General features: G+C 67.4%; 16 protein-coding genes. 8 read left to right on the top strand and 8 right to left on the bottom strand.

The features are described 5' to 3' along the window. Positions 1 to 108 precede the first annotated feature (108 nt). Genes J1N50_RS08990 through J1N50_RS08980 form a run of 3 tightly spaced genes read left to right on the top strand, consistent with a single transcriptional unit; the run spans position 109 to position 2365 of the window. Entirely contained in the window at positions 109 to 579 is a 471-nt protein-coding gene (locus J1N50_RS08990; RefSeq protein ID WP_215353113.1) for a DUF1203 domain-containing protein, read from the top strand. Next, positions 576 to 1610 (top strand): bifunctional DNA-binding transcriptional regulator/O6-methylguanine-DNA methyltransferase Ada, encoded by a 1035-nt coding sequence (gene ada / locus J1N50_RS08985; RefSeq protein WP_215353111.1) that lies wholly within the window; start codon positions 576 to 578, stop codon positions 1608 to 1610. The genes J1N50_RS08990 and ada overlap by 4 nt, the downstream gene beginning before the upstream one ends. Continuing rightward, positions 1607 to 2365 (top strand): isocitrate lyase/PEP mutase family protein, encoded by a 759-nt coding sequence (locus tag J1N50_RS08980; protein WP_215353108.1) that lies wholly within the window; start codon positions 1607 to 1609, stop codon positions 2363 to 2365. Before ada ends, J1N50_RS08980 begins: the two co-directional genes overlap by 4 nt. Positions 2366 to 2371: 6 nt before the next feature. Here the strand turns inward: J1N50_RS08980 and J1N50_RS08975 are convergent, their stop codons facing one another. From J1N50_RS08975 to J1N50_RS08960, 4 genes are all read right to left on the bottom strand, one after another. Further along, positions 2372 to 3850 (bottom strand): tetratricopeptide repeat protein, encoded by a 1479-nt coding sequence (locus J1N50_RS08975; protein ID WP_215353102.1) that lies wholly within the window; start codon positions 3848 to 3850, stop codon positions 2372 to 2374. Then, positions 3847 to 5394: a tetratricopeptide repeat protein gene (locus J1N50_RS08970; protein ID WP_215353098.1), complete on the bottom strand. Its 1548-nt coding sequence runs from the start codon at positions 5392 to 5394 to the stop codon at positions 3847 to 3849. The genes J1N50_RS08975 and J1N50_RS08970 overlap by 4 nt, the downstream gene beginning before the upstream one ends. Before the next feature lie 68 nt (positions 5395 to 5462). Next, positions 5463 to 7631 (bottom strand): primosomal protein N', encoded by a 2169-nt coding sequence (locus J1N50_RS08965; protein ID WP_215353092.1) that lies wholly within the window; start codon positions 7629 to 7631, stop codon positions 5463 to 5465. 177 nt (positions 7632 to 7808) lie between these two features. Further along, on the bottom strand, positions 7809 to 8276 hold the full coding sequence (locus J1N50_RS08960) for a cupin domain-containing protein (protein WP_215353090.1): 468 nt from the start codon (positions 8274 to 8276) through the stop codon (positions 7809 to 7811). Positions 8277 to 8370: 94 nt separating this feature from the next. On the opposite strand from J1N50_RS08960, the gene dapE reads away from it, so the two are divergent. After that, entirely contained in the window at positions 8371 to 9504 is a 1134-nt protein-coding gene (gene dapE, locus J1N50_RS08955) for a succinyl-diaminopimelate desuccinylase (RefSeq protein ID WP_215353088.1), read from the top strand. A gap of 9 nt (positions 9505 to 9513) precedes the next feature. Here dapE and J1N50_RS08950 read toward each other — a convergent pair whose 3' ends face one another. The 3 genes from J1N50_RS08950 to J1N50_RS08940 are packed head-to-tail and all read right to left on the bottom strand — an operon-like array spanning position 9514 to position 12093. Beyond that, positions 9514 to 10086, bottom strand: coding sequence for a Smr/MutS family protein (locus J1N50_RS08950; RefSeq protein WP_215353085.1), 573 nt, complete (start codon positions 10084 to 10086; stop codon positions 9514 to 9516). Between the two features lies 1 nt (position 10087). Then, on the bottom strand, positions 10088 to 11437 hold the full coding sequence (mltA, locus tag J1N50_RS08945; protein ID WP_343227860.1) for a murein transglycosylase A: 1350 nt from the start codon (positions 11435 to 11437) through the stop codon (positions 10088 to 10090). A gap of 5 nt (positions 11438 to 11442) precedes the next feature. Next, on the bottom strand, positions 11443 to 12093 hold the full coding sequence (locus tag J1N50_RS08940) for a Tim44/TimA family putative adaptor protein (protein WP_246553287.1): 651 nt from the start codon (positions 12091 to 12093) through the stop codon (positions 11443 to 11445). 237 nt (positions 12094 to 12330) lie between these two features. On the opposite strand from J1N50_RS08940, the gene secB reads away from it, so the two are divergent. From secB to J1N50_RS08920, 4 genes are all read left to right on the top strand, one after another. Next, complete coding sequence (secB, locus tag J1N50_RS08935; protein ID WP_215353081.1) at positions 12331 to 12843, top strand: protein-export chaperone SecB; 513 nt, start codon at positions 12331 to 12333, stop codon at positions 12841 to 12843. Between the two features lie 26 nt (positions 12844 to 12869). Then, positions 12870 to 14480 (top strand): murein biosynthesis integral membrane protein MurJ, encoded by a 1611-nt coding sequence (murJ, locus tag J1N50_RS08930; RefSeq protein ID WP_215353080.1) that lies wholly within the window; start codon positions 12870 to 12872, stop codon positions 14478 to 14480. Between the two features lie 3 nt (positions 14481 to 14483). Continuing rightward, entirely contained in the window at positions 14484 to 15482 is a 999-nt protein-coding gene (gene trpS / locus J1N50_RS08925) for a tryptophan--tRNA ligase (RefSeq protein WP_215353077.1), read from the top strand. 165 nt (positions 15483 to 15647) lie between these two features. Further along, positions 15648 to 16334 (top strand): DUF4136 domain-containing protein, encoded by a 687-nt coding sequence (locus J1N50_RS08920; protein WP_215353076.1) that lies wholly within the window; start codon positions 15648 to 15650, stop codon positions 16332 to 16334. Between the two features lie 74 nt (positions 16335 to 16408). Here J1N50_RS08920 and dnaA read toward each other — a convergent pair whose 3' ends face one another. Continuing rightward, a complete protein-coding gene (gene dnaA / locus J1N50_RS08915) occupies positions 16409 to 17776 on the bottom strand; it encodes a chromosomal replication initiator protein DnaA (RefSeq protein ID WP_215353075.1) in 1368 nt (455 codons plus the stop codon). Positions 17777 to 18258 lie beyond the last annotated feature (482 nt).

Here is an 18258-nt window from a genome sequence, read left to right as displayed (position 1 = left end):
GATATAATACAGTAATACAGTTTGCTGCGATATTTTGAACGCAAGCATCGGGACGCGGCCGGGATCGAGGCGTGGCATTGGCGGTCCAGGCAAGAGAAAGGACAAGCCATGACCTATGTGATCCGGGGGCTCGACCCCGAACCCTTTTCCCGATTGTTCGACCTCGACGCGGCCGGGCTCGCCGCGCTGAACGCCCGCCGCGTCACCGCGACCGCCGACCGCGGCTTTCCCTGCCGCATCAGCCTCGAGGATGCGAGGGCGGGGGAGGAACTGATCCTGCTGCATCACACCAGCCACGACGTCGCGACGCCCTATCGCAGCGCCTATGCGATCTATGTCCGGTCCGGCGTCGAAGCGGCGACCTATCGCGGCGAGACGCCGCCGGTGTTCGAGGGCCGCCCGCTCGCGCTGCGCGCCTTCGACGCTGCAGGGATGCTGCAGACTGCGCGGCTCGCGGCGCCGGGAGAGGCCGACACGGCGATCCGCGACCTGTTCGCCGATGACGGCATTGCCTATATTCACGCTCACAACGCTGCGTATGGCTGCTTTGCCGCGCGGATCGAAAGGGATGCAGCATGACGGGCGATCTGATGACCGACGACGACCGCTGGGCGGCGGTGTTGCGCCGCGACCGGGCGCTCGACGGGCGCTTCGTGACCGGCGTGCTCACGACCGGCATCTACTGCCGGCCGAGCTGTGCGGCCCGCCATCCGCTGCGCGAGAATATCCGCTTCTTCGCCGACGGCGCGGCGGCGCGGGCGGCGGGGCTGCGTCCGTGCAGGCGCTGCCTGCCCGACGATGTCGCGCGCGACGAGGGGGCGGTGCTCGCCGCGATCCAGGCGATCAAGGAAAGCGAGGAACCGCTGGCGCTCGCCGATCTGGCATCGCGCACCGGTTATTCGCCGACCCATTTCCAGCGCGTTTTCACCCGGCACACCGGCCTGTCGCCGGCCGCTTACGCCCGCGCGCTGCGCGAGGAGCGGGCGCGGCAGGCGCTGAGCGAGGGCAATCGGGTGACCGAAGCGATCTACGACGCGGGCTTTTCGGGGCCGTCGCGTTTCTATGACAATATGGAGGGACGCATGGGGATGACGGCTTCGGCGTGGGTCAACGGCGGCAGGGGCGCGACGATCCATTGGGGCATCGTGCCGACGAGTCTGGGCGAGATGCTCGTCGCGGCGACCGCAAAGGGGGTGTGTCGCCTGAGCTTCGACGAGGGGCGCGAGGCGCTCGAAGAGCGGTTTCCCGCGGCCGAGCTGGTCGAAGGCGGTGACGAGTTTGCGGCGCTGCTGAAACAGGTCGTCGACGCGGTCGAGGCGCCGGTAAACGGCTTCGACCATATCCCGATCGACGTGAAGGGCACCGCTTTCCAGGAGGCGGTATGGCGCGAGCTGCGCAAGATTCCGGCGGGCGAGACGCGCAGCTATGCCGATATCGCCGCGGCGGTCGGCAAACCGAAAGCGGTGCGCGCGGCGGGGAGCGCGAATGGCGCAAATAACGTGGCGGTGTTGATCCCGTGCCACCGCGTGGTACGCAGTGACGGATCGCTCGGCGGCTATGCCTATGGCCTGCCGATCAAGCGCGAGCTTCTGAAAAGGGAAAGCAAATGACCGATAAAGTGGCCGAGTTCCGCGCGCTCCATGTTCCGGGCGATCCGCTGATCCTCGTCAATATCTGGGATGCCGGGAGCGCGCGCGCGGTTGCCGGTGCGGGCGCGAAGGCGATCGCGACGGGCAGCTTCGGTGTTGCGGGCGCGCAGGGCCGCGCCGACGGCGAGGATTTCCCGCTCGAGGATGTGTTCGAAAACCTCGGCCGCATCCTGTCGGTGACCGACCTGCCGGTCACGATCGACATGGAATCGGGCTATGGCGCCGATCCGGCGGCGGTTGGCGTTTCGGTTGGCCGCGCGAAGGCGGCGGGCGCGGCGGGGATCAACATGGAGGACCGGCTGCCCGGCGAGAATACGTTGCTGCCGGTCGCCGAGGCGGCGGCGCGCTATCGCGCCGCGGCCGACACCGGCATCTTCGTCAATGCGCGTTGCGACACGTTTCGCGGGGCCGACGCCGCAAAGGACGGCGCGGCGCTGGTCGCCGCGACGCTCGAACGCGCGCGTGCCTATGCCGACGCGGGCGCGGAGTCGCTGTTCGTGCACTTCCTGCTCGACCCGAAATGCATCGGCGCGATCTGTGAAGGCTCGCCGCTGCCGGTGAACATATTGCGCGCCAAGGGCGGCCCGACGCACCGCGAACTGGCCGCGCTCGGCGTCGCGCGGATCAGCCACGGGCACCAGCCGTGGGCAGGGGCGATGGCGTGGCTCGCGGCGCAAGCGGCACAGGTGCTGGGCGGCGCCGAACCCGATTATTGAGGGCGTCTATAGCCCGCCGAGCGACCTGATCGTCGCCACCGCCTCTTGAACCTCGAGCCCGCCGTGCGGCAGGTTGACGATGGGTCGCAGCAGGGCGATGGCGTCCGTCTTGCGCCCGTCGCGCAGATAGAGTTCGAGCAGTTCCATTCGCCACAGCCCGTTGTGCGGATCGATCGCGAGCGCCTTCGCAAGATAGGTAATCGCGGCGTCCGATGCGCCTTCGTCCTCGCGGATATTCTCGAACGTCGCGAACAGCGCGTCGACATTGTCGGGATCCTCGCGCAGTACGCCGTCGAGTATCTTGCGCGCGGCGGCGATCCTGCCCTGGAATTGTGCCGGTGGGCCTTCGTCGGCGCCGCGGGTCATGACCCGCGCTCGCAATATACGGTCGTCGGCCGTCGTCCCCGCAGGATCGAGCAGCGCCTCGAGTTCGGCGGCGCCGATATGGCCGCTGTCGATCGCCAGCAGGATCTTGATAGAAAAGGCGCCGACCACCCGATCGCCGGGATGCTCGGCAACGATTTTCCGGATGTGCGCCAGCAATTCTTCCTGCGCTTTCACGCCCGTGGCGAAACTGTGGGATCGGGAGGCTTGCCGGTAAAGTTCGAGCCGCATGCCGACCAGCGCGACCTCGCCCGCGGTCATCGGTCGCAGCCGGATGAGCGATGCGTCGGCGGGCGGAATCGCAACCGCCTTTTCCGGCGGAATACCTGCGGCCAGCCAGTCTTCGAGATCCTGGTCGAACTGCGCCGTGCCGTCGGCGAACAGCGATGTATCGGTCTTGGCTCCCTTTGCCTTCGCATCGAGATAGGCGGCGATGCTCGACGAGTGTTTGCCGCCCAGATAGCGGTGGCTCGTGATCAGCCAGCCCTTCGCATAGAAACGGCCCATCGACTCGGTGTCGGAAAAACTGCGCGAGGAGCGTTCGAGATCGTCGAAGCGCATGCCGCCGACTTCGTTGAGAAAGCCGACGATCTGTGGCGGCGCCGCTCCATAGCGCATCGCCCCGTCGGGGCCGCGATGCGCGGTTTCGAAGAAGGAGGCCGCACCCTCCATGAACCATCCCGGCTGCCAGTTGCCGAGATGTCGCGTCATGAAATAGTGCGTATATTCGTGCCGCAGCGTTTCGACCGGATCGAAGCCCTCATAGCCCCGGGCGGTCACCGGCATAAGCGCGAAATTCTCGACCGGGTTGGCATTGAAGAAACCCGTCGCGAAGCCCGGCATCCCGGCCTCCGTCATCAATTGGGCCTGGTCGCCATACATGATCATCTCGACGCGGCGACCCCGACCGGGTCCGGTGACGCCGAACAACTCGCGCAGGAGACGATCGAGGTCGAGCAATTGCAGACCGAGCGCGCGGATTGCCTCGGGCTCCATGTCGGCCTGGAGCGCGAATTCCCGGGTCTCGATGCGCTGCCATTCCGCATGGGCGGGTTGCGGCAGGGCCAGCAGTGCGAACAGTGCAACGGCGAGGAGCCTCATTCGTCGGCGTCCTTGCCGGCCTGATCGGCGTCCTCTTCGGACTCGCCTTCGGCATGTTTGCGCATCTTCTCGAGCTTGCTCAGCAGCGCGAGGCCGCCGCCGTCGTCGTGCGGATCGTAGGCGATGCTCTTGGCGAGGGCGATGGCGGTGTCGAATTTGCCCTGATCGGCAAGCGCAAAGGCATAGTTGATCCGCGTCTCGCCATTTTCGGGCGCGAGTTCGAAGGAGCGGGCAAGGCCGTCGATCGCGATCTTCGGCGGCCGACGGCCCTGCCCGGTGAAGCTCTGGAAATAGGCGAACAGCGGCACCGGATCGTCGGGGTCGGTCTGGTTGGCGAGGATGATCGGCTTGCGCGCGGCGTTCCAGTCGGCCGCCGAAGGCTCGTCCTTCTCGCGCAGCGCGTCGATCAGGATGCGGCCGAGCAGGACATTGGCGCGGACATGCTTGGGATCGAGCGCCAGCGCCTTGTCGACCGACGCGCGCGCAGCGCCCGGGTCGCGCTTCTCCTTGCCCCGGTCCCATTCGGCCATCGCCAGTTCGTACCAGACGTCGGCGTCGCCCGGATATCGCTCGGCCAGCTTCGCCAGATCGTCGCGCACCTTGACCAGCCGTTCCTCGTCGCCGCTCGCGCTCTTGCGTTCGAGCTGCAGCGGCAGCATCGCATCGTCGGCGGGCGACAGCGGCGCGATCGTGACGGTGGCCGAAACGGCGATCGGTTCGCCCGTGGTGCGATACGACAGGCGCTGCTTCAGATAGGTGTTGAGGTCGCGGTCGAGCTGCGCCAGATCGCCGAAGGCGTCGGTCGCCGCCTTCTTCGGCTCGACCCCCTTGTTGATCGCGCCCAGATAGGCGCCGAGCTGACCCGAACGTGCGGCGCTGCTGTAGAGCATGTGGGTGAGCAGCCAGGCGCGCCCGTAATAGACGTCCATCTGGCCCGAATTGCGCATCGTGCCCGGCCGCTGGAAGAGCAGGGTCTCTGCGGGGATTTTGGGCATTTCGAGGAGGCCGTAGGCGCGGCCATAGGGCGGCTTGCCGATCTCCGCCTTGCCGTCCTTGGTGAAGTCGGTGGTCGAATAATATTCGGCGAATCCCTCGACGAACCAGGCCGGAAAGGCGGCGTGCAGATAGCGCCGCATGAAATGGTGCCCATATTCGTGGAACAGCGTCTGCTGCCATTCGGGCGTGCCCTTGATGACCGTGCTCTCGCGGTTCGACACCGCGAAGCTGCCTTCGGGATCGGCACTGTAGAAGCCGGCGATCGACGGTCCCAGCCGACCCGCGCTGAGCCTGCCGGCATCGGCGGCGCGCTCGACCAGATAAATGGTCAGGCGGTTGGGTTCCTTGATGCGCGAAATGCCGAAGCGCAGGCTGAGCGTCGCGTCGAAGCGTTCGAGCTTGTCGGCGAAGTCGCGCAGCGACTTCTCGCTGCCTTCGCTATAGATGATGAAATTGTCGGTGTCGGCGCGCAACCACTTGGCCTCGGCCGTGTCCGCCCCGCCCATGATTGCGATTCCGGCCAACAGGCCCAAACCGGCATTCTTCATTCTGCGCCCCCGTCCCCTGATGCCGCAATGCTGCCAGCGCCCTCCGACGGAGTAAAGGGCTGGTACGCCTATACAAAGCTATATGGATCAATATCGATGGCGAGCCGCGCCTTCGCCGGCCAGTCGATGCGGCCGACCCAGTCGCGGATCGTTCCCTGCAGGTCGAAGCTGCGCGGCGCGTGGAGCAAAAGGCGGAAGCGGTGGCGACCGCGCAGCATCGCGAGCGGCGCGGGCGCGGGGCCGTAGATGGCGAGGCCGTCGGCGGAGGGCGCCTTTTCCCCCAGCCGCTGCGCGACGCCGCGTGCGACCTCGATATCCTCGGACGAGATGACGAGCGCGGCGAAGCGGCCATAGGGCGGGGCGCCGGCTTGTCGGCGCGCTGCGGCCTCGGCGGCGTAGAAGCCCTCGCGGTCGTTCGCGACGAGCGCCGCCATTACCGGCGCGTCGGGGACGCGCGTCTGGATCAGCACTTCGCCGGGCTTGACCCCGCGCCCCGCGCGTCCCGCGACCTGCGCGATCTGCTGGAAGGTGCGCTCGGAGGCGCGGAGGTCGCCGCCGTCGAGGCCGAGGTCGGCGTCGACCACCCCGACGAGCGTGAGGTTCGGGAAATGATAGCCCTTGGTGACGAGCTGGGTGCCGATGATGATATCGACCATGCCCGCCTCGACCGCACCGACGAATTCGGCCGCTTTGGCGGGCGACCAGAGCGTGTCCGAAGTGACGATGGCTGTCCGCGCCTCTGGGAAGCGTAAGCTCACCTCGTCGGCGACGCGCTCGACCCCCGGGCCGCAGGCGACAAGACTGTCCTCGTCCTCGCACTCGGGACAGAGGCGCGGCGGCGGCATGACATGGCCGCAATGATGGCAGGCGAGCCGGTGGACGAGCCGATGCTCGACCATCCACGCGGTGCAGTTCGGGCACTGGATGCGATGGCCGCAGGTGCGGCAGAGCGTCAGCGGCGCGAAGCCGCGCCGGTTGAGGAACAGCAGGCTCTGCTCGCCTTTTGCGAGCCGGTCGGCGAGGGCATCGACCAGCGGCGGGGCGAGCCAGCGCCCGCGGTCGGGCGGGTCTTGTCGCATGTCGATCGCCGCAAGCTTGGGCAGGGTCGCGCCACCGTAGCGCGCGGGGAGGACGATATGGCGGTAACGCCCCGCCTCGACCATCGCGAGGCTTTCGAGCGCGGGGGTCGCGCTTGCGAGCACCACGGGGAGCCCTTCGAAATGCCCGCGCATCACCGCGACGTCGCGCGCGTGATAATGGACGCCGTCCTCCTGCTTGAAGCTCGTCTCGTGCGCCTCGTCGACGACGATGACGCCAAGGTTGGCATAGGGAAGGAACAGCGCAGAGCGCGCGCCGACGACGATCTTCGCCTCGCCCGCCGCAATGCTGTGCCAGGCGCGGCGTCGCTCGGTCGAACGCAGTCCCGAGTGACAGGCGACGGGTTCGCAGCCGAAGCGGGCGGCGAAGCGCGTCAGCATCGGCTCGGTGAGCGCGATTTCGGGGAGCAGGACCAGCGCCTGCCTGCCCGCATCGATCGCGGCGGCGATCGCCTCCATATAGACCTCGGTCTTGCCCGACCCGGTGACGCCGTCGAGGAGCAGCGTCTCGAATTTGGCGGCGGCAACGGCTGCGCGGAGCTGCTCCGCGGCGGCGGTTTGCTCGTCCGACAGATCGGGCGGTGCGAACGCCGGGTCGGGCTCGGGATAGGGCTGGTCGGCCGAGACGGTCACCGCTTCGAGCGCGCCGGTCTGGACCAATCCCCGGATCACCGCCTCGCTGACCCCGGCCATCGCGGCGAGTTCGCGGACGATCCCTCGCCTGTTCCCGATCTTTTCGAGCGCGACGGTGCGTTGCGGGGTCATCCGCGCAGGGACTTCGCCGGTGGCGCGATATTCGACGATCGGGCGCCGCGCGTCGGCAAAGGCCGCGCCGGGCAGCACCATGCGCAGCACCGACCCGGGCGGCGCCAGATAATAGTCGCTGGTCCATTCGACCAGCCTGCGCAGCGGCGCCGAGAGTGGTGGCACCGGCACGACCTCGAACAGGTTGCGCAGGCGGTTGTCGCCGACGGGTTCGGGCGCGCCGAAACTGGCGTCTTCCCACACCACGCCGCCCATCCGCCGCGGGCCGAGCGGTGCGACGACGACGCTGCCCGGCGGCGCCTCGGTTTCCGCTGGCACGCGATAGTCGAGCGGGCCGAGGGCGGCGGTCAATAGGAGGACGCGGGCGCGGGTCATGGACGGGGCAGGATATAGGGGTGCCGGCAAAATTGGAAAGCGGCTAGGCCTACGCCGGGCGGTCCCGGCCGGAAGCGGCGCTTGTTTCATCGCCGCTCCGGCCGAGGCCCGCGATCGCGGGGGTCAAGGACGCATGGTCCTCTTCCCGCCCCGGGGCAGCCTGCCGCCGCTCGGGCATCACGGAATCCGTTTCGCCGGATAGGGCGTCCCGTCCTTGTGGAAATAACCGTCGGGCGTGAAAACCATATCGATGTCCGAATAGCCCCCGCCGGTATCGTATTTCTTGCCGCCGCCCAGCGCGACGAACACGCAGTCGGCATCCGATTCGTTGATCAGATGATGGCCGTTGGTGCTGCCTTTCGGCCACACCGCGATGTCGCCCGCGCGCATCGGCCAGCGACCGTCGTCCTCGACAAGCACCGCCTCGCCCGAAATCATCACCAGCATCTCGTCCTCGCCATCGTGCCAGTGGCGCTGCGACGACCAGGCGCCGGGTTTCAGAACGACATGGCTCGCCGCAAAGTCGCTGATCCCGGTCGGCGGCGCAAGGCGACGGTACCAGCGCCCCTGCACCGGCGCATCATAGGGCGCGGGATAGCCGGTGGCGTTGGTCTGCGGGATCGCGTCGAGATCGAGCTTGGGCATGGCAGTCCCTTTCCTTGTTCCTCCTTTGTTTCGCACAAGGCGGCCGCGATGCAAAGCCTCGACTTGCCGCGCCGCAAGCGGGTAAGGGAGCGGCATGAGCAATCATCTCGATCCCGTCGAACTCGCGCAGGCGCTGATCGCCGCGCCGAGCATCTCGCCCGCCACGGGCAGCGTCTTCGACGTGCTCGAGGCAGCGCTGACGCCTCTCGGTTTCACCGTCGAGCGGTTCATCGACGGCATCGAACCCGACGGACCGGTGGAGAATTTGCTCGCGGTGCGGGCGGGCAAGGGACCGGTGCATTTCGGCTTCGCGGGACATCTCGACGTCGTGCCGCCGGGCGTCGGCTGGACGAGCGATGCTTTCGTGCCGGAGATTCGCGGCGATTTGCTCTACGGGCGCGGAGCGGTCGACATGAAGGGCGCGATCGCCTCCTTCGTCGCCGCCGCCGCTGCGACCCCGGCCGAAGCGGGGACGATCAGCCTGATCATCACCGGGGACGAGGAAGGCCCGGCGATCTTTGGCACCCGTGCGCTGATGGAGCATATGGACGCGCGCGGCGTAAGGCCCGACATGATCGTCGTCGGCGAGCCGACGTCGGTGAACCGGCTCGGCGACATGGTGAAGATCGGGCGGCGCGGCTCGGTCAATATCTGGATCGACGTGCCGGGGACGCAGGGCCATGTCGCCTATCCCCACCTCGCCGACAATCCGATCCCCAAGCTGGTCAGGATATTGGCGGCGATCGACGCGGTGAGCCTCGACGCCGGGACCGACTGGTTCCAGCCGTCAAATATCGAATTCACCGATATCGAGGTCGGCAATGGCGCGACTAACGTCATCCCCGCCTCGGCGCGCGCGCGGCTGTCGATCCGCTTCAACGACCAGCATCGCGGCGCCGACCTCGTCGCGATGGTCGAACGGCTGGCGCAGGACGTGGAACCGCTGGCGAAGGTCGTGGGCAGGATTTCGGGCGAAGCCTTTCTGACCCCGCCGGGCGAACTGTCGGGGCTTGTCGCCGAGGCGATCCATGCCGAGACCGACCTGATGCCCGAAATGTCGACGACCGGCGGCACCTCCGACGCGCGTTTCCTCCACGCGCTGTGCCCGGTGGTCGAATTCGGCCTCACCAACGCGACGATGCACAAGCTCGACGAGGCGGTCGCGGTCGACGACCTGCACAAGCTGACCGCCATCTATCGCGGCATCCTGATGCGCGCGTTCCTTTAGGGACCGACCCTATTCCTCTCTTGGGCGGCGCAGGATCACATAAACCGCGCCGCCGCCGCCGTGGCTGATATGCGCGGGGCGCAGCGCGACGATCCGGTCGGCATAGGGCGACACCGACAGCCAGTCGGGCAGCGAGGCGCGGATCGCGCCGCGCGGACGCGGATCGCCGTGCATCAGCGGCAAGCGGTCGGCGCCGGGGCGCAATCGCCCGGCGACCACCAGCAGCACGCGCGCTCCGCGCATCAGTGCGCGCCCGATCGCTTCGTCGAGCAGAGCCTGCGCCGAGGCGAGGCTGTGCCCGTGAAGGTCGATGGTCATCTCGGGGCGGACGAGTCCCTTGCGCAGGCGCCGGTCCCAATGGCCGTCGAGGGTCGCGCCCGACCAGGTCCGCCGCGGTGGCGGCAGGCGGGCCGCAGCAGGTGCGGCGGCAGGCGCGGAGGCGCTTCGCGGCGTGGCTTTCGGCGGACGCACGGTCGGCGGGGCCACGGGTTCGGGCGGCGCGGGGCGCTTGACGATCGGTTCGACCGTCGCCGCGACCTTTTTCCACAGCGCCGTTTCGTGCGGATCGAGCCGACGTGCCATGTCAGGGACGGGGGGCGAGCCGCGCGACGCTCGCGCGCGGCAGGAGGAGCAGCGCCGAGCCGCGGCTCGCCATGCCGCCGGCGATCGCGCGGGCCTGATCGCCCGCACCCCAGAAACTGTCGAAGCGGTTGGCGCCCTTGATCGCGCCGCCGGTGTCCTGCGCGATCCACAGCCCGTTCGGTTCGGCGCGGTCGAGCGAGAGGAAGACCGGTGCGCCGAGCGGCACATATTTGGGATCGGCGGCCACGCTCGACCGCGGAGTCACGGGCACTCCGAGCGCGCCGAGCGGTCCGGGGCCGGTGATTTCGCGAAAGAAGACCCAGCTCGGATTCTCGTTCATCACCGCCGCGCCGCGCACCGGATCGGCGCGCAGATAGTCGAGGATGCCCTGCATCGACGCCTGTCCGCGCTGCAACTCGCCCCGGTCGAGCAGGAGCTTGCCGATACCGACATAGTCGCGGCCGTTCTGACTGTCGTAGCCGATCCGCATGACGGCGCCGTCGGGCAGGCGCAGGCGCCCCGACCCCTGCACCTGCAGGAAGAAGAATTCGGCGGCGTCGGCGGCCCAGGCGATCTCGAGCCCGCGGTTCGCGAGCGCGCCGCTCTCGATCGCGGTGCGGTCGTAATAAGGAATGAGATTGCTGCCCTCGACGCGGCCGCGGATCTTCTTGCCCGCGAGGTCGCTCGAAAACCGGCCGAGGTCGACGTCGACCAGGTCGGCGGGGCGGCGATAGATGGGGACGTCATAGCCCGGGCGCCGCGTCCGCGATCCGGCGATTTCGGGCTCGTAATAGCCGGTGACGAAGGCGGTGCCGGCGCCGACCTGCACGGTGCCGAAATAGCGGCTGAAGAAATTGGTCGCATCGCGGTCGGCCCAGTCCTTCGCGGCGGCACAGCTTTCGGCCCATTCGGCGTTTTGCGTGAGACCGCTCGCATCGGCGCGGCGGAGCAGCGAGGGGCAGCTCAGGCGAAAGGCCTTGAGCGCCGCGGTCGCCTGTTCGGCGGAAACCCCGAGGTCGTTAAATTCGGGACCGGCCAGCACCCCGGCTTCGGCGGCGGTCGTCGCTGTCGGCGGCGGCGCCGGGGCGGGCAGTGGCGGATTGGGCGTTGCCGGAACCGGCTGTGCGGCGACGACGCTCCCCGTTTCCGACGGGCGCGGCACATAGGGTCGCGGCGACCCGATCGGCGCGGGGGCCGGTGCGGGCATGGCGGCGGGGGGCGTCGCGGCTGGAGGACGCGGGCTCGCCTCGGGGATCACCGATGTGCAGGCCGACAGCAGCGGCAGGCAGGCCAGAAACGCGACTCCGGATCGACGCGCCAGCGGCGCCGGCTGCGTCCGCGCCTCGGTCACGGGAATCAGGCGGCTTCGACTTCGTCGAGCAGCCAGTTCGGATCGCTGCTGCCGAGCTGACGGCGGAAGGTCCAGAAATCGTCGGTCTGCGACGCGTCGCTCATCGAGCCCGCGATCATCTTGCCGTCGGCGTCGCGGGTGACGGCGCTGATGTCGGCCTGGTAGCGGACGGTAATGCGCGCTTCGCGGCGGTCGAGCTCGACCGCGGTGATCTTTGCCGAATCGATTCCGATCAGGCGGTTGTCGAGCTTCTCGCCGCGCGCCTCGCGCGCTTCGATCGCGGCGACGAAACCGTCGTAGCTGTCGTCGTCGCAGAGGTCGCGGAGCGTGTCGCGGTCGCCGGTCCAGAAGGCCTCGAGGATCATGCGATACGCCGCCTCGGCGCCCTCCATGAAGCGGCCGGCGTCGAAATGGCGATCGCTCGCGAGCAACTGGCGAAGGCCCGCTTCGGCGGCGGGTTCATAGACGAGGCCGGTGCCGCCGGGTGCGGCCGCCTGCGGCGCGCTCAGCGTGTCGGCGTCGTCGAGGCGAACCGGCGCGGAGGCAGATGGCGAGGTCGGACGCTCGTCGCGGCGCGGCAGCACGGGTTCCTGCTCGTGCCCCGTTCGCTTGCCGAGCACCGAGTAGAGCCGCATACCCAGAAAGGCAGCGATCATGGCGAGCAGGACGATCGAAAAAGCGGTCACAGGCAAATATCCAGTGCGGACGATGGAAAATCTCGGTTCAACATAGGCGATCCGCGGCCATGTTTCAAATCACCATGACCTGAGGCTTGCGGCAGGTCAACGATTCGCGCCCATTGTGCTGACGCTTCGCCGCTGCTAAGCGCCGCGGCAACGCGCCGCCTTCGCGGTCGATCCTTCCCATTTTTTTCCAACGAAAGCGTTAAGATCATGGCTGACGAGACCAGCAGCGACTTCAACCCCGCCCCGCAGCCGAACGGCGAGGATACCGCGCCGGCGATCGGCCTGATCTCGCAATATGTGAAGGATCTGTCGTTCGAGAATCCGAATGCGCCCGCCGTCTATCAGTGGCAGTCGGCGCCGCAGGTCGATGTCCAGTTCAACATCGGCGCCGACACTGTCGGCGAAAATCTGTACGAGGTGACGTTGAAGATCGACATCACCTCGAAAGCCGACGAGGGCACGTCGTTCATCGTCGACCTGAAATATGCCGGCCTGTTCGGCGTCCGCAACGTCCCGGACGACCAGCTGCAGCCCTTCTTCCTGGCCGAAGCGCCGCGCATCCTCTTTCCCTTCGCGCGCCGCGTCGTCGCCGACGTCGTGCGTGACGGCGGTTTCGCGCCCTTGCTCCTCGAACCGATCGATTTCCACGGCCTGTTCATGCAACAGGCGCAGGCGATGCAGGCCGAAGCGGCCGGCGACGTCGTGGTCGGTCAGGCCTAAACCCCGCGACGGGGCAGGCGAAGCGGTTGAGCAGCCTCGTCAAAAACGTGGGGACGATCGGCGGCCTGACGATGATCAGCCGCGTTTTCGGCTTTGCGCGTGACATGCTGCTTGCCCGCGTCCTTGGCGCCGGGCTCGCCGCCGATGCCTTCCAGCTCGCTTTCACCCTGCCCAACACCTTCCGCCGCCTGTTTGCGGAAGGGGCGTTCTCGGTCGCCTTCGTGCCGATGTACAGCCGCGCACTGCACGGAACGGGAGCAGGCGGAACCGGCGGTGAGGAAGCGGCAGCGAAATTTGCCGACGATGTGCTCTCGGTCTTCCTCTGGGTGCTGCTCGGCTTCTCCGCGATCATGATGGTCGTGATGCCCGGGATCGTGTGGCTGCTCGCGCGCGATTTCCAGCAGGTGCCGGGCAAGTTCGACTTTGCGGTGTTCCTGAGCCGCGTGACCTTTCCCTATCTGGCGCTCGTCAGCCTCGTCGCGATGCTCTCGGGCCTGCTCAACGCGCGCTCGCGCTTCGCGCCCGGCGCCTTCGCGCCGGTACTGCTCAACATCGTGCTGATCGGCGGGATCGTTGCGGGCTGGTGGCTGCGCGGTCCCGGCGGCGACGACCGGATCGTTGCGGAAGCGCTCGCGATCGCGGTGAGCCTCGCGGGCGTTGTTCAGCTCGCTTACATGATGTGGGCGGTGCGGCGCGCGGGGCTTACGCTCCACTGGCGCTTCCCGAAATTCACCCCGGAGGTGAAGCGGCTCGGGGCGCTGATCCTGCCGGCGACCTTCGGCGCCGGCATCTATCAGGTCAGCCAGTTCGTCGACACCTTCTTCGCAACCTCGCTGCCGCAGGGATCGCTGACTTTGCTCAAGCTCGCCGACCGGCTCAACCAATTGCCGCTCGGGATCGTCGGCATCGCGCTGGGCACCGCGATCCTGCCAATGCTCTCGCGCCACATCCACAGCGGCGACGCAGCGGAGGCGCAGCGGTTGCAGGCGAATGCGTTCGAAATCGCCACGCTGCTGACGCTGCCTGCCGCCGCCGCGCTCGCCATCTGCGCACCGGCTTTCGTCACCGCCTTCTTCGTCGGCGGCAAGTTCACGGCCGGCGACGGGGTGATCATGGCGCAAATCGTCGTCGCGCTGATCTGCGGCCTGCCCGCCTATGTGGTCGTGAAGATCCTCAATCCCGGCTTCTTCGCGCGCGAGGACACCAAGACGCCGGTGTGGACCGCGCTTGCCTCGCTGCTCGTCAACATCGCGATCAACCTCTATGTCGTCGAACGCTACGGTATCGTCGGCCTTGCGGGAGCGACGGCGGCGTCGGCGTCGGTCAATTGCCTGCTGCTCTATACGGTGCTCCATCGCCGCGGCTGGTTCCATTTCACGGCGAAGCTCGCCGGGCGCATCGCGCGCCAGCTTGTCGCGGTCGCGGCGATGGCGGCGTTGCTCCTCTACATGATGCCGCTGATGGAGCCCTATTACGGCGGCAATGTCTTCGAGCGCATCTGGTCGCTCACCATCCTCGTCGCGGCGGGCGGCATGGTCTTTTTCGCCGCCGCCTTCGCGACCGGCGCGCTTGACAAGGATCTGCTCGCCATGCTGACGCGGCGGCGCCGCAACGGCGCGGCGACCACGAAGGAATAAGACATGCGGACGCTATCGGGCATCCAGCCCACCGGAAATTTGCACCTCGGCAATTATCTGGGCGCGATCCGCAACTGGGTGCGGATGCAGGACGAGATGCCGGGGGAAAAGCTGTATTTCCTCGCCGACCTTCACGCGATCACCGTCCACAACGACCCTGCCGAGCTCACCGCGAACACGCGCGAAATGGCGGCGGCGCTGATGGCGGCCGGTATCGACCCCGACAAGGCGATCCTGTTCAACCAGGCGCGCGTTCCCGCGCACGCCGAGCTCGCCTGGCTGCTCTTCTGCACCGCGCGGATCGGCTGGCTCAACCGGATGACGCAGTTCAAGGAAAAGTCGGGCAAGAACCGCGAGGGCGCGAGCGTCGGGCTTTATGCCTATCCGGTGCTGCAGGCGGCCGACGTGCTGCTCTACCAGACGACGCATGTTCCGGTCGGCGACGACCAGAAGCAGCATCTCGAACTCGCGCGCGATATCGCGACCAAGTTCAACCTCGACACCGGGACCGAAACCTTCACGCTGCCCGAACCGACGATTCCGCCGACCGCGGCGCGGATCATGAGCCTGCGCGACGGCACCGCGAAGATGTCGAAGTCGGACCCCAGCGATGCGAGCCGGATCAACCTGATCGACGATCCCGACACGATCATGGCGAAGGTCCGCAAGGCGAAGACCGATCCCGAACCGCTGCCGTCCGAAGCCGCCGGACTCGAAGGCCGGGCCGAAGCCGCCAATCTCGTTTCGATCTATGCCGCGATGGCCGATGAAAGCGTCGATCAGGTGCTCGCGCGCTTTGCGGGGCAGGGGTTCGGGGCGTTCAAGCCGGCACTGGGCGAATTGCTCGTCGAGACGCTGCGGCCGATCGCGACGCGCCTTGCCGAGTTGAAGGCCGATCCGGCGGCGATCGATACGGCGCTGGAAGCCGGCGCGGCCCGCGCCGCGGCGCTGGCGAAGCCGACGCTCGATGCCGCCTATGCCGCGCTCGGGCTCTGCCGTTAAACCTTCGTCCTGTTACGAAAAATCTTGTTTGCCGGCACCATCTGCCCATATCGGGGAGGTGGAACCGCCGCGCGACGAAGCGGGTTCAACCAAGGTTAAGTCGCATCGATATAGTCATGCTATAAACGGCGCCGTGCGTGCCGATCCGAATCACGGAGCAGAGACATGAGCAAGATCAATTTCCGGCATCTCGCGCTGGCCGCCATGACCGGTGCCGCGCTGGCGCTCGCAAGCTGCGCGACGCCGTTCAAGGCCGATGTCGCGCGCTTCCAGACGCAGCTTCCGGCGCCGCAGGGCCAGAGCTTTGTGATCGAGGCGAGCAATCCCGCGCTGCAGGGCGGCATCGAGTTCGGCCAATATGCCAATCTCGTCGCGGGCGAACTCACCCGCTACGGCTATCGCCCCGTGAGCAGCGGGGAGCGCCCCGACCTTGTCGTCCGCATGGACTATGGCGTCGACAAAGGACGCGAGAAGGTCGTCTCGAGCCCCGGCTTCGGCGATCCATGGTACGGCGGCTGGGGCCCTTCCTATTACCGCCCCGTGATCGTCCGCGGTTCGGGCGGCCGCCGCTATGTCTATGGCTATCGCGATCCCTTCCTGTGGGGCGGCTTCGGACCCGGCTGGGGCTATAACGACGTGTCGAGCTATACCGTCTATACCAGCGGCCTCAACCTCCAGATCAATCGCGCCGCCGATGGCTATCGCCTGTTCGAAGGCCATGCCGAAGCGCAGTCGCGCGACAATAATCTGCAGGCGATCGTCCCGAACCTCGTCGAGGCGATGTTCACGGGCTTTCCCGGCAATTCGGGCGAGCGCGTCCGCATCACCGTGGCGCCTCCCGAAAAGGGCTGATCCCGGCGACAGGCGAAAAGAAAAAAGGCCCGGCCTCCCCAAGGAAGCCGGGCCTTTTCCTTGGTGCGACCCAATCAGCTATTGAGGCTGCGCCGGATGGCGGCAATTTCGGCGTCGAGTTCGCTGTCGGCGACGCGCAGCGCCTCGACCGTGCGGACGGCGTGGATCACCGTCGAATGGTCGCGCCCGCCGAAGCGGCGGCCGATCTCGGGATAGGAACGCGGCGTCAGTTCCTTTGCGAGATACATCGCGACCTGACGCGGGCGCGCGACGGCGCGGACGCGGCGCTTCGACGCCATTTCCGACTTGTCGAGACGATAGTGCGCGCACACCGCCCGCTGGATCTCGTCGATCGTGATCCGCGGGCGCGCGCTGCGGACATTTTCGGCCAGCCGGTCTTCGGCGAGCGCGAGATCGACCGTCGTGCCGGTGAGCGCGGCATAGGCGAGCAGCTTGTTGAGCGCGCCTTCGAGCTCGCGGATGTTGCGCGTGAAATGCTTGACCAGATAGGCGACGACCGCGTCCGGCACCTCGACCATCGGCATCGCGGCGAGCCGCTGGCGGATGATCCGTTCGCGAAGATCGTCCTCGGGCGCTTCGATATCGGCGACGAGCCCGCCCGACAGGCGCGACAGGAGCCGTGCCTCGACCCCGTCGAGCATCGCCGGCGGACGGTCGGCGGTGACCACCAGGCGCTTGCCCGCAGTCATCAGGTCGTCGATCGTGTGGAGCAGCTCTTCCTGCGTCGAATTCTTCCCGATCACGAACTGCAGGTCGTCGAGCAGCAGCAGGTCGGCGGCGCGCAGCCGCGCCTTGAACGCCATCATGTCGCCGCCGCGCATCGCGCCGACGAATTCGAGCATGAACTTCTCCGCCGACATCAGGATGATATTCGCGGTCGGGTGCGACGCGGCGTAATCCTGCGCGATCGCCTGCAGCAGGTGGGTCTTGCCCTGCCCGGTGCCCGAGCAGAGATAGAGCGGGTTGAACTGCGGCGTCTCGGCCATCGCCATGCGCCGTGCGGCATTGGCGGCGAGAATGTTCGAGCGCGCGACGACGAAACGGTCGAACGACAGGCGCGGATCGAAACCCAGCAGGGCAGGGTTCGCGGCGGGGGGCGATTGCGGCGCCTCGAACGCGGGGAGCGGCTGCGCCGACAAGGCCGCCGCACGATCGGCGGCCGCTGCGCCGCCGCGGACGGTGACCCCGCGCACCGCGGGCAGTTGCTGCCGCCACGCGAGTTCGAGCCGTTCGCCGAAGCGCTCGTTGATCCAGTTCGCCGAGAAGCGGCTGGCGGTTTCGAGCGTCACGACGCCCGACAGCGCGCAATAATCGGCAAAGCGAACCGGCTTCAGCCAATGGTCGAAGGTGCGCGCGCCGAGGTCGCGGCGCAGACCCTCTGCAACGCGTGGCCAGAGCGTAGCGGCGTCTTCACCGCTCACAGCTCCATCCCTTGCGTCCATCCCATGCCGATTCCTGCTTTGTATCACCCGTGTCGCCCCCTGAAGTCCCCCACCCGTCCGGACACTTCGCGCGGCCTGCGCACATGCCGATCCGTCACAGCCTCCGCCAAGGGCGCAGGCATCGTGTCCCGGACACGCAGTCCGAAAAAGAGCGAATCATGTCGATGTGGCGGCCGCCGGCGAAGGCCGACGACACCCCTGTCTAGGCAAGCGGTGCCGAGTCGATCAAGGGGCGCTCATGTAAAAATACTGAAATAAAAATCTTGACTCCCGATGGGTTGGGGAATCGCGCTAAAATCCATTTTTATCCAACAATTTCAGTATATTATTTCCTACGTCGTTTGTGACCCCAGCGAATCGCGAGAATTCCGTGACTTACCGCGCCGCAACACAATTGCCATCGTCGAGTCACAAAGCGAGCGATAAAAAAGGACCCGCCGACTGGGTGTCGGCGGGTCCTT

It is taken from the genome of Sphingopyxis soli (genome assembly GCF_018682675.1).
GTDB classification, from domain to species: Bacteria; Pseudomonadota; Alphaproteobacteria; order Sphingomonadales; family Sphingomonadaceae; genus Sphingopyxis; species Sphingopyxis soli.
Note: the sequence above shows the minus strand (reverse complement) of the source record. Positions and strands in the feature narration are given on the sequence as shown.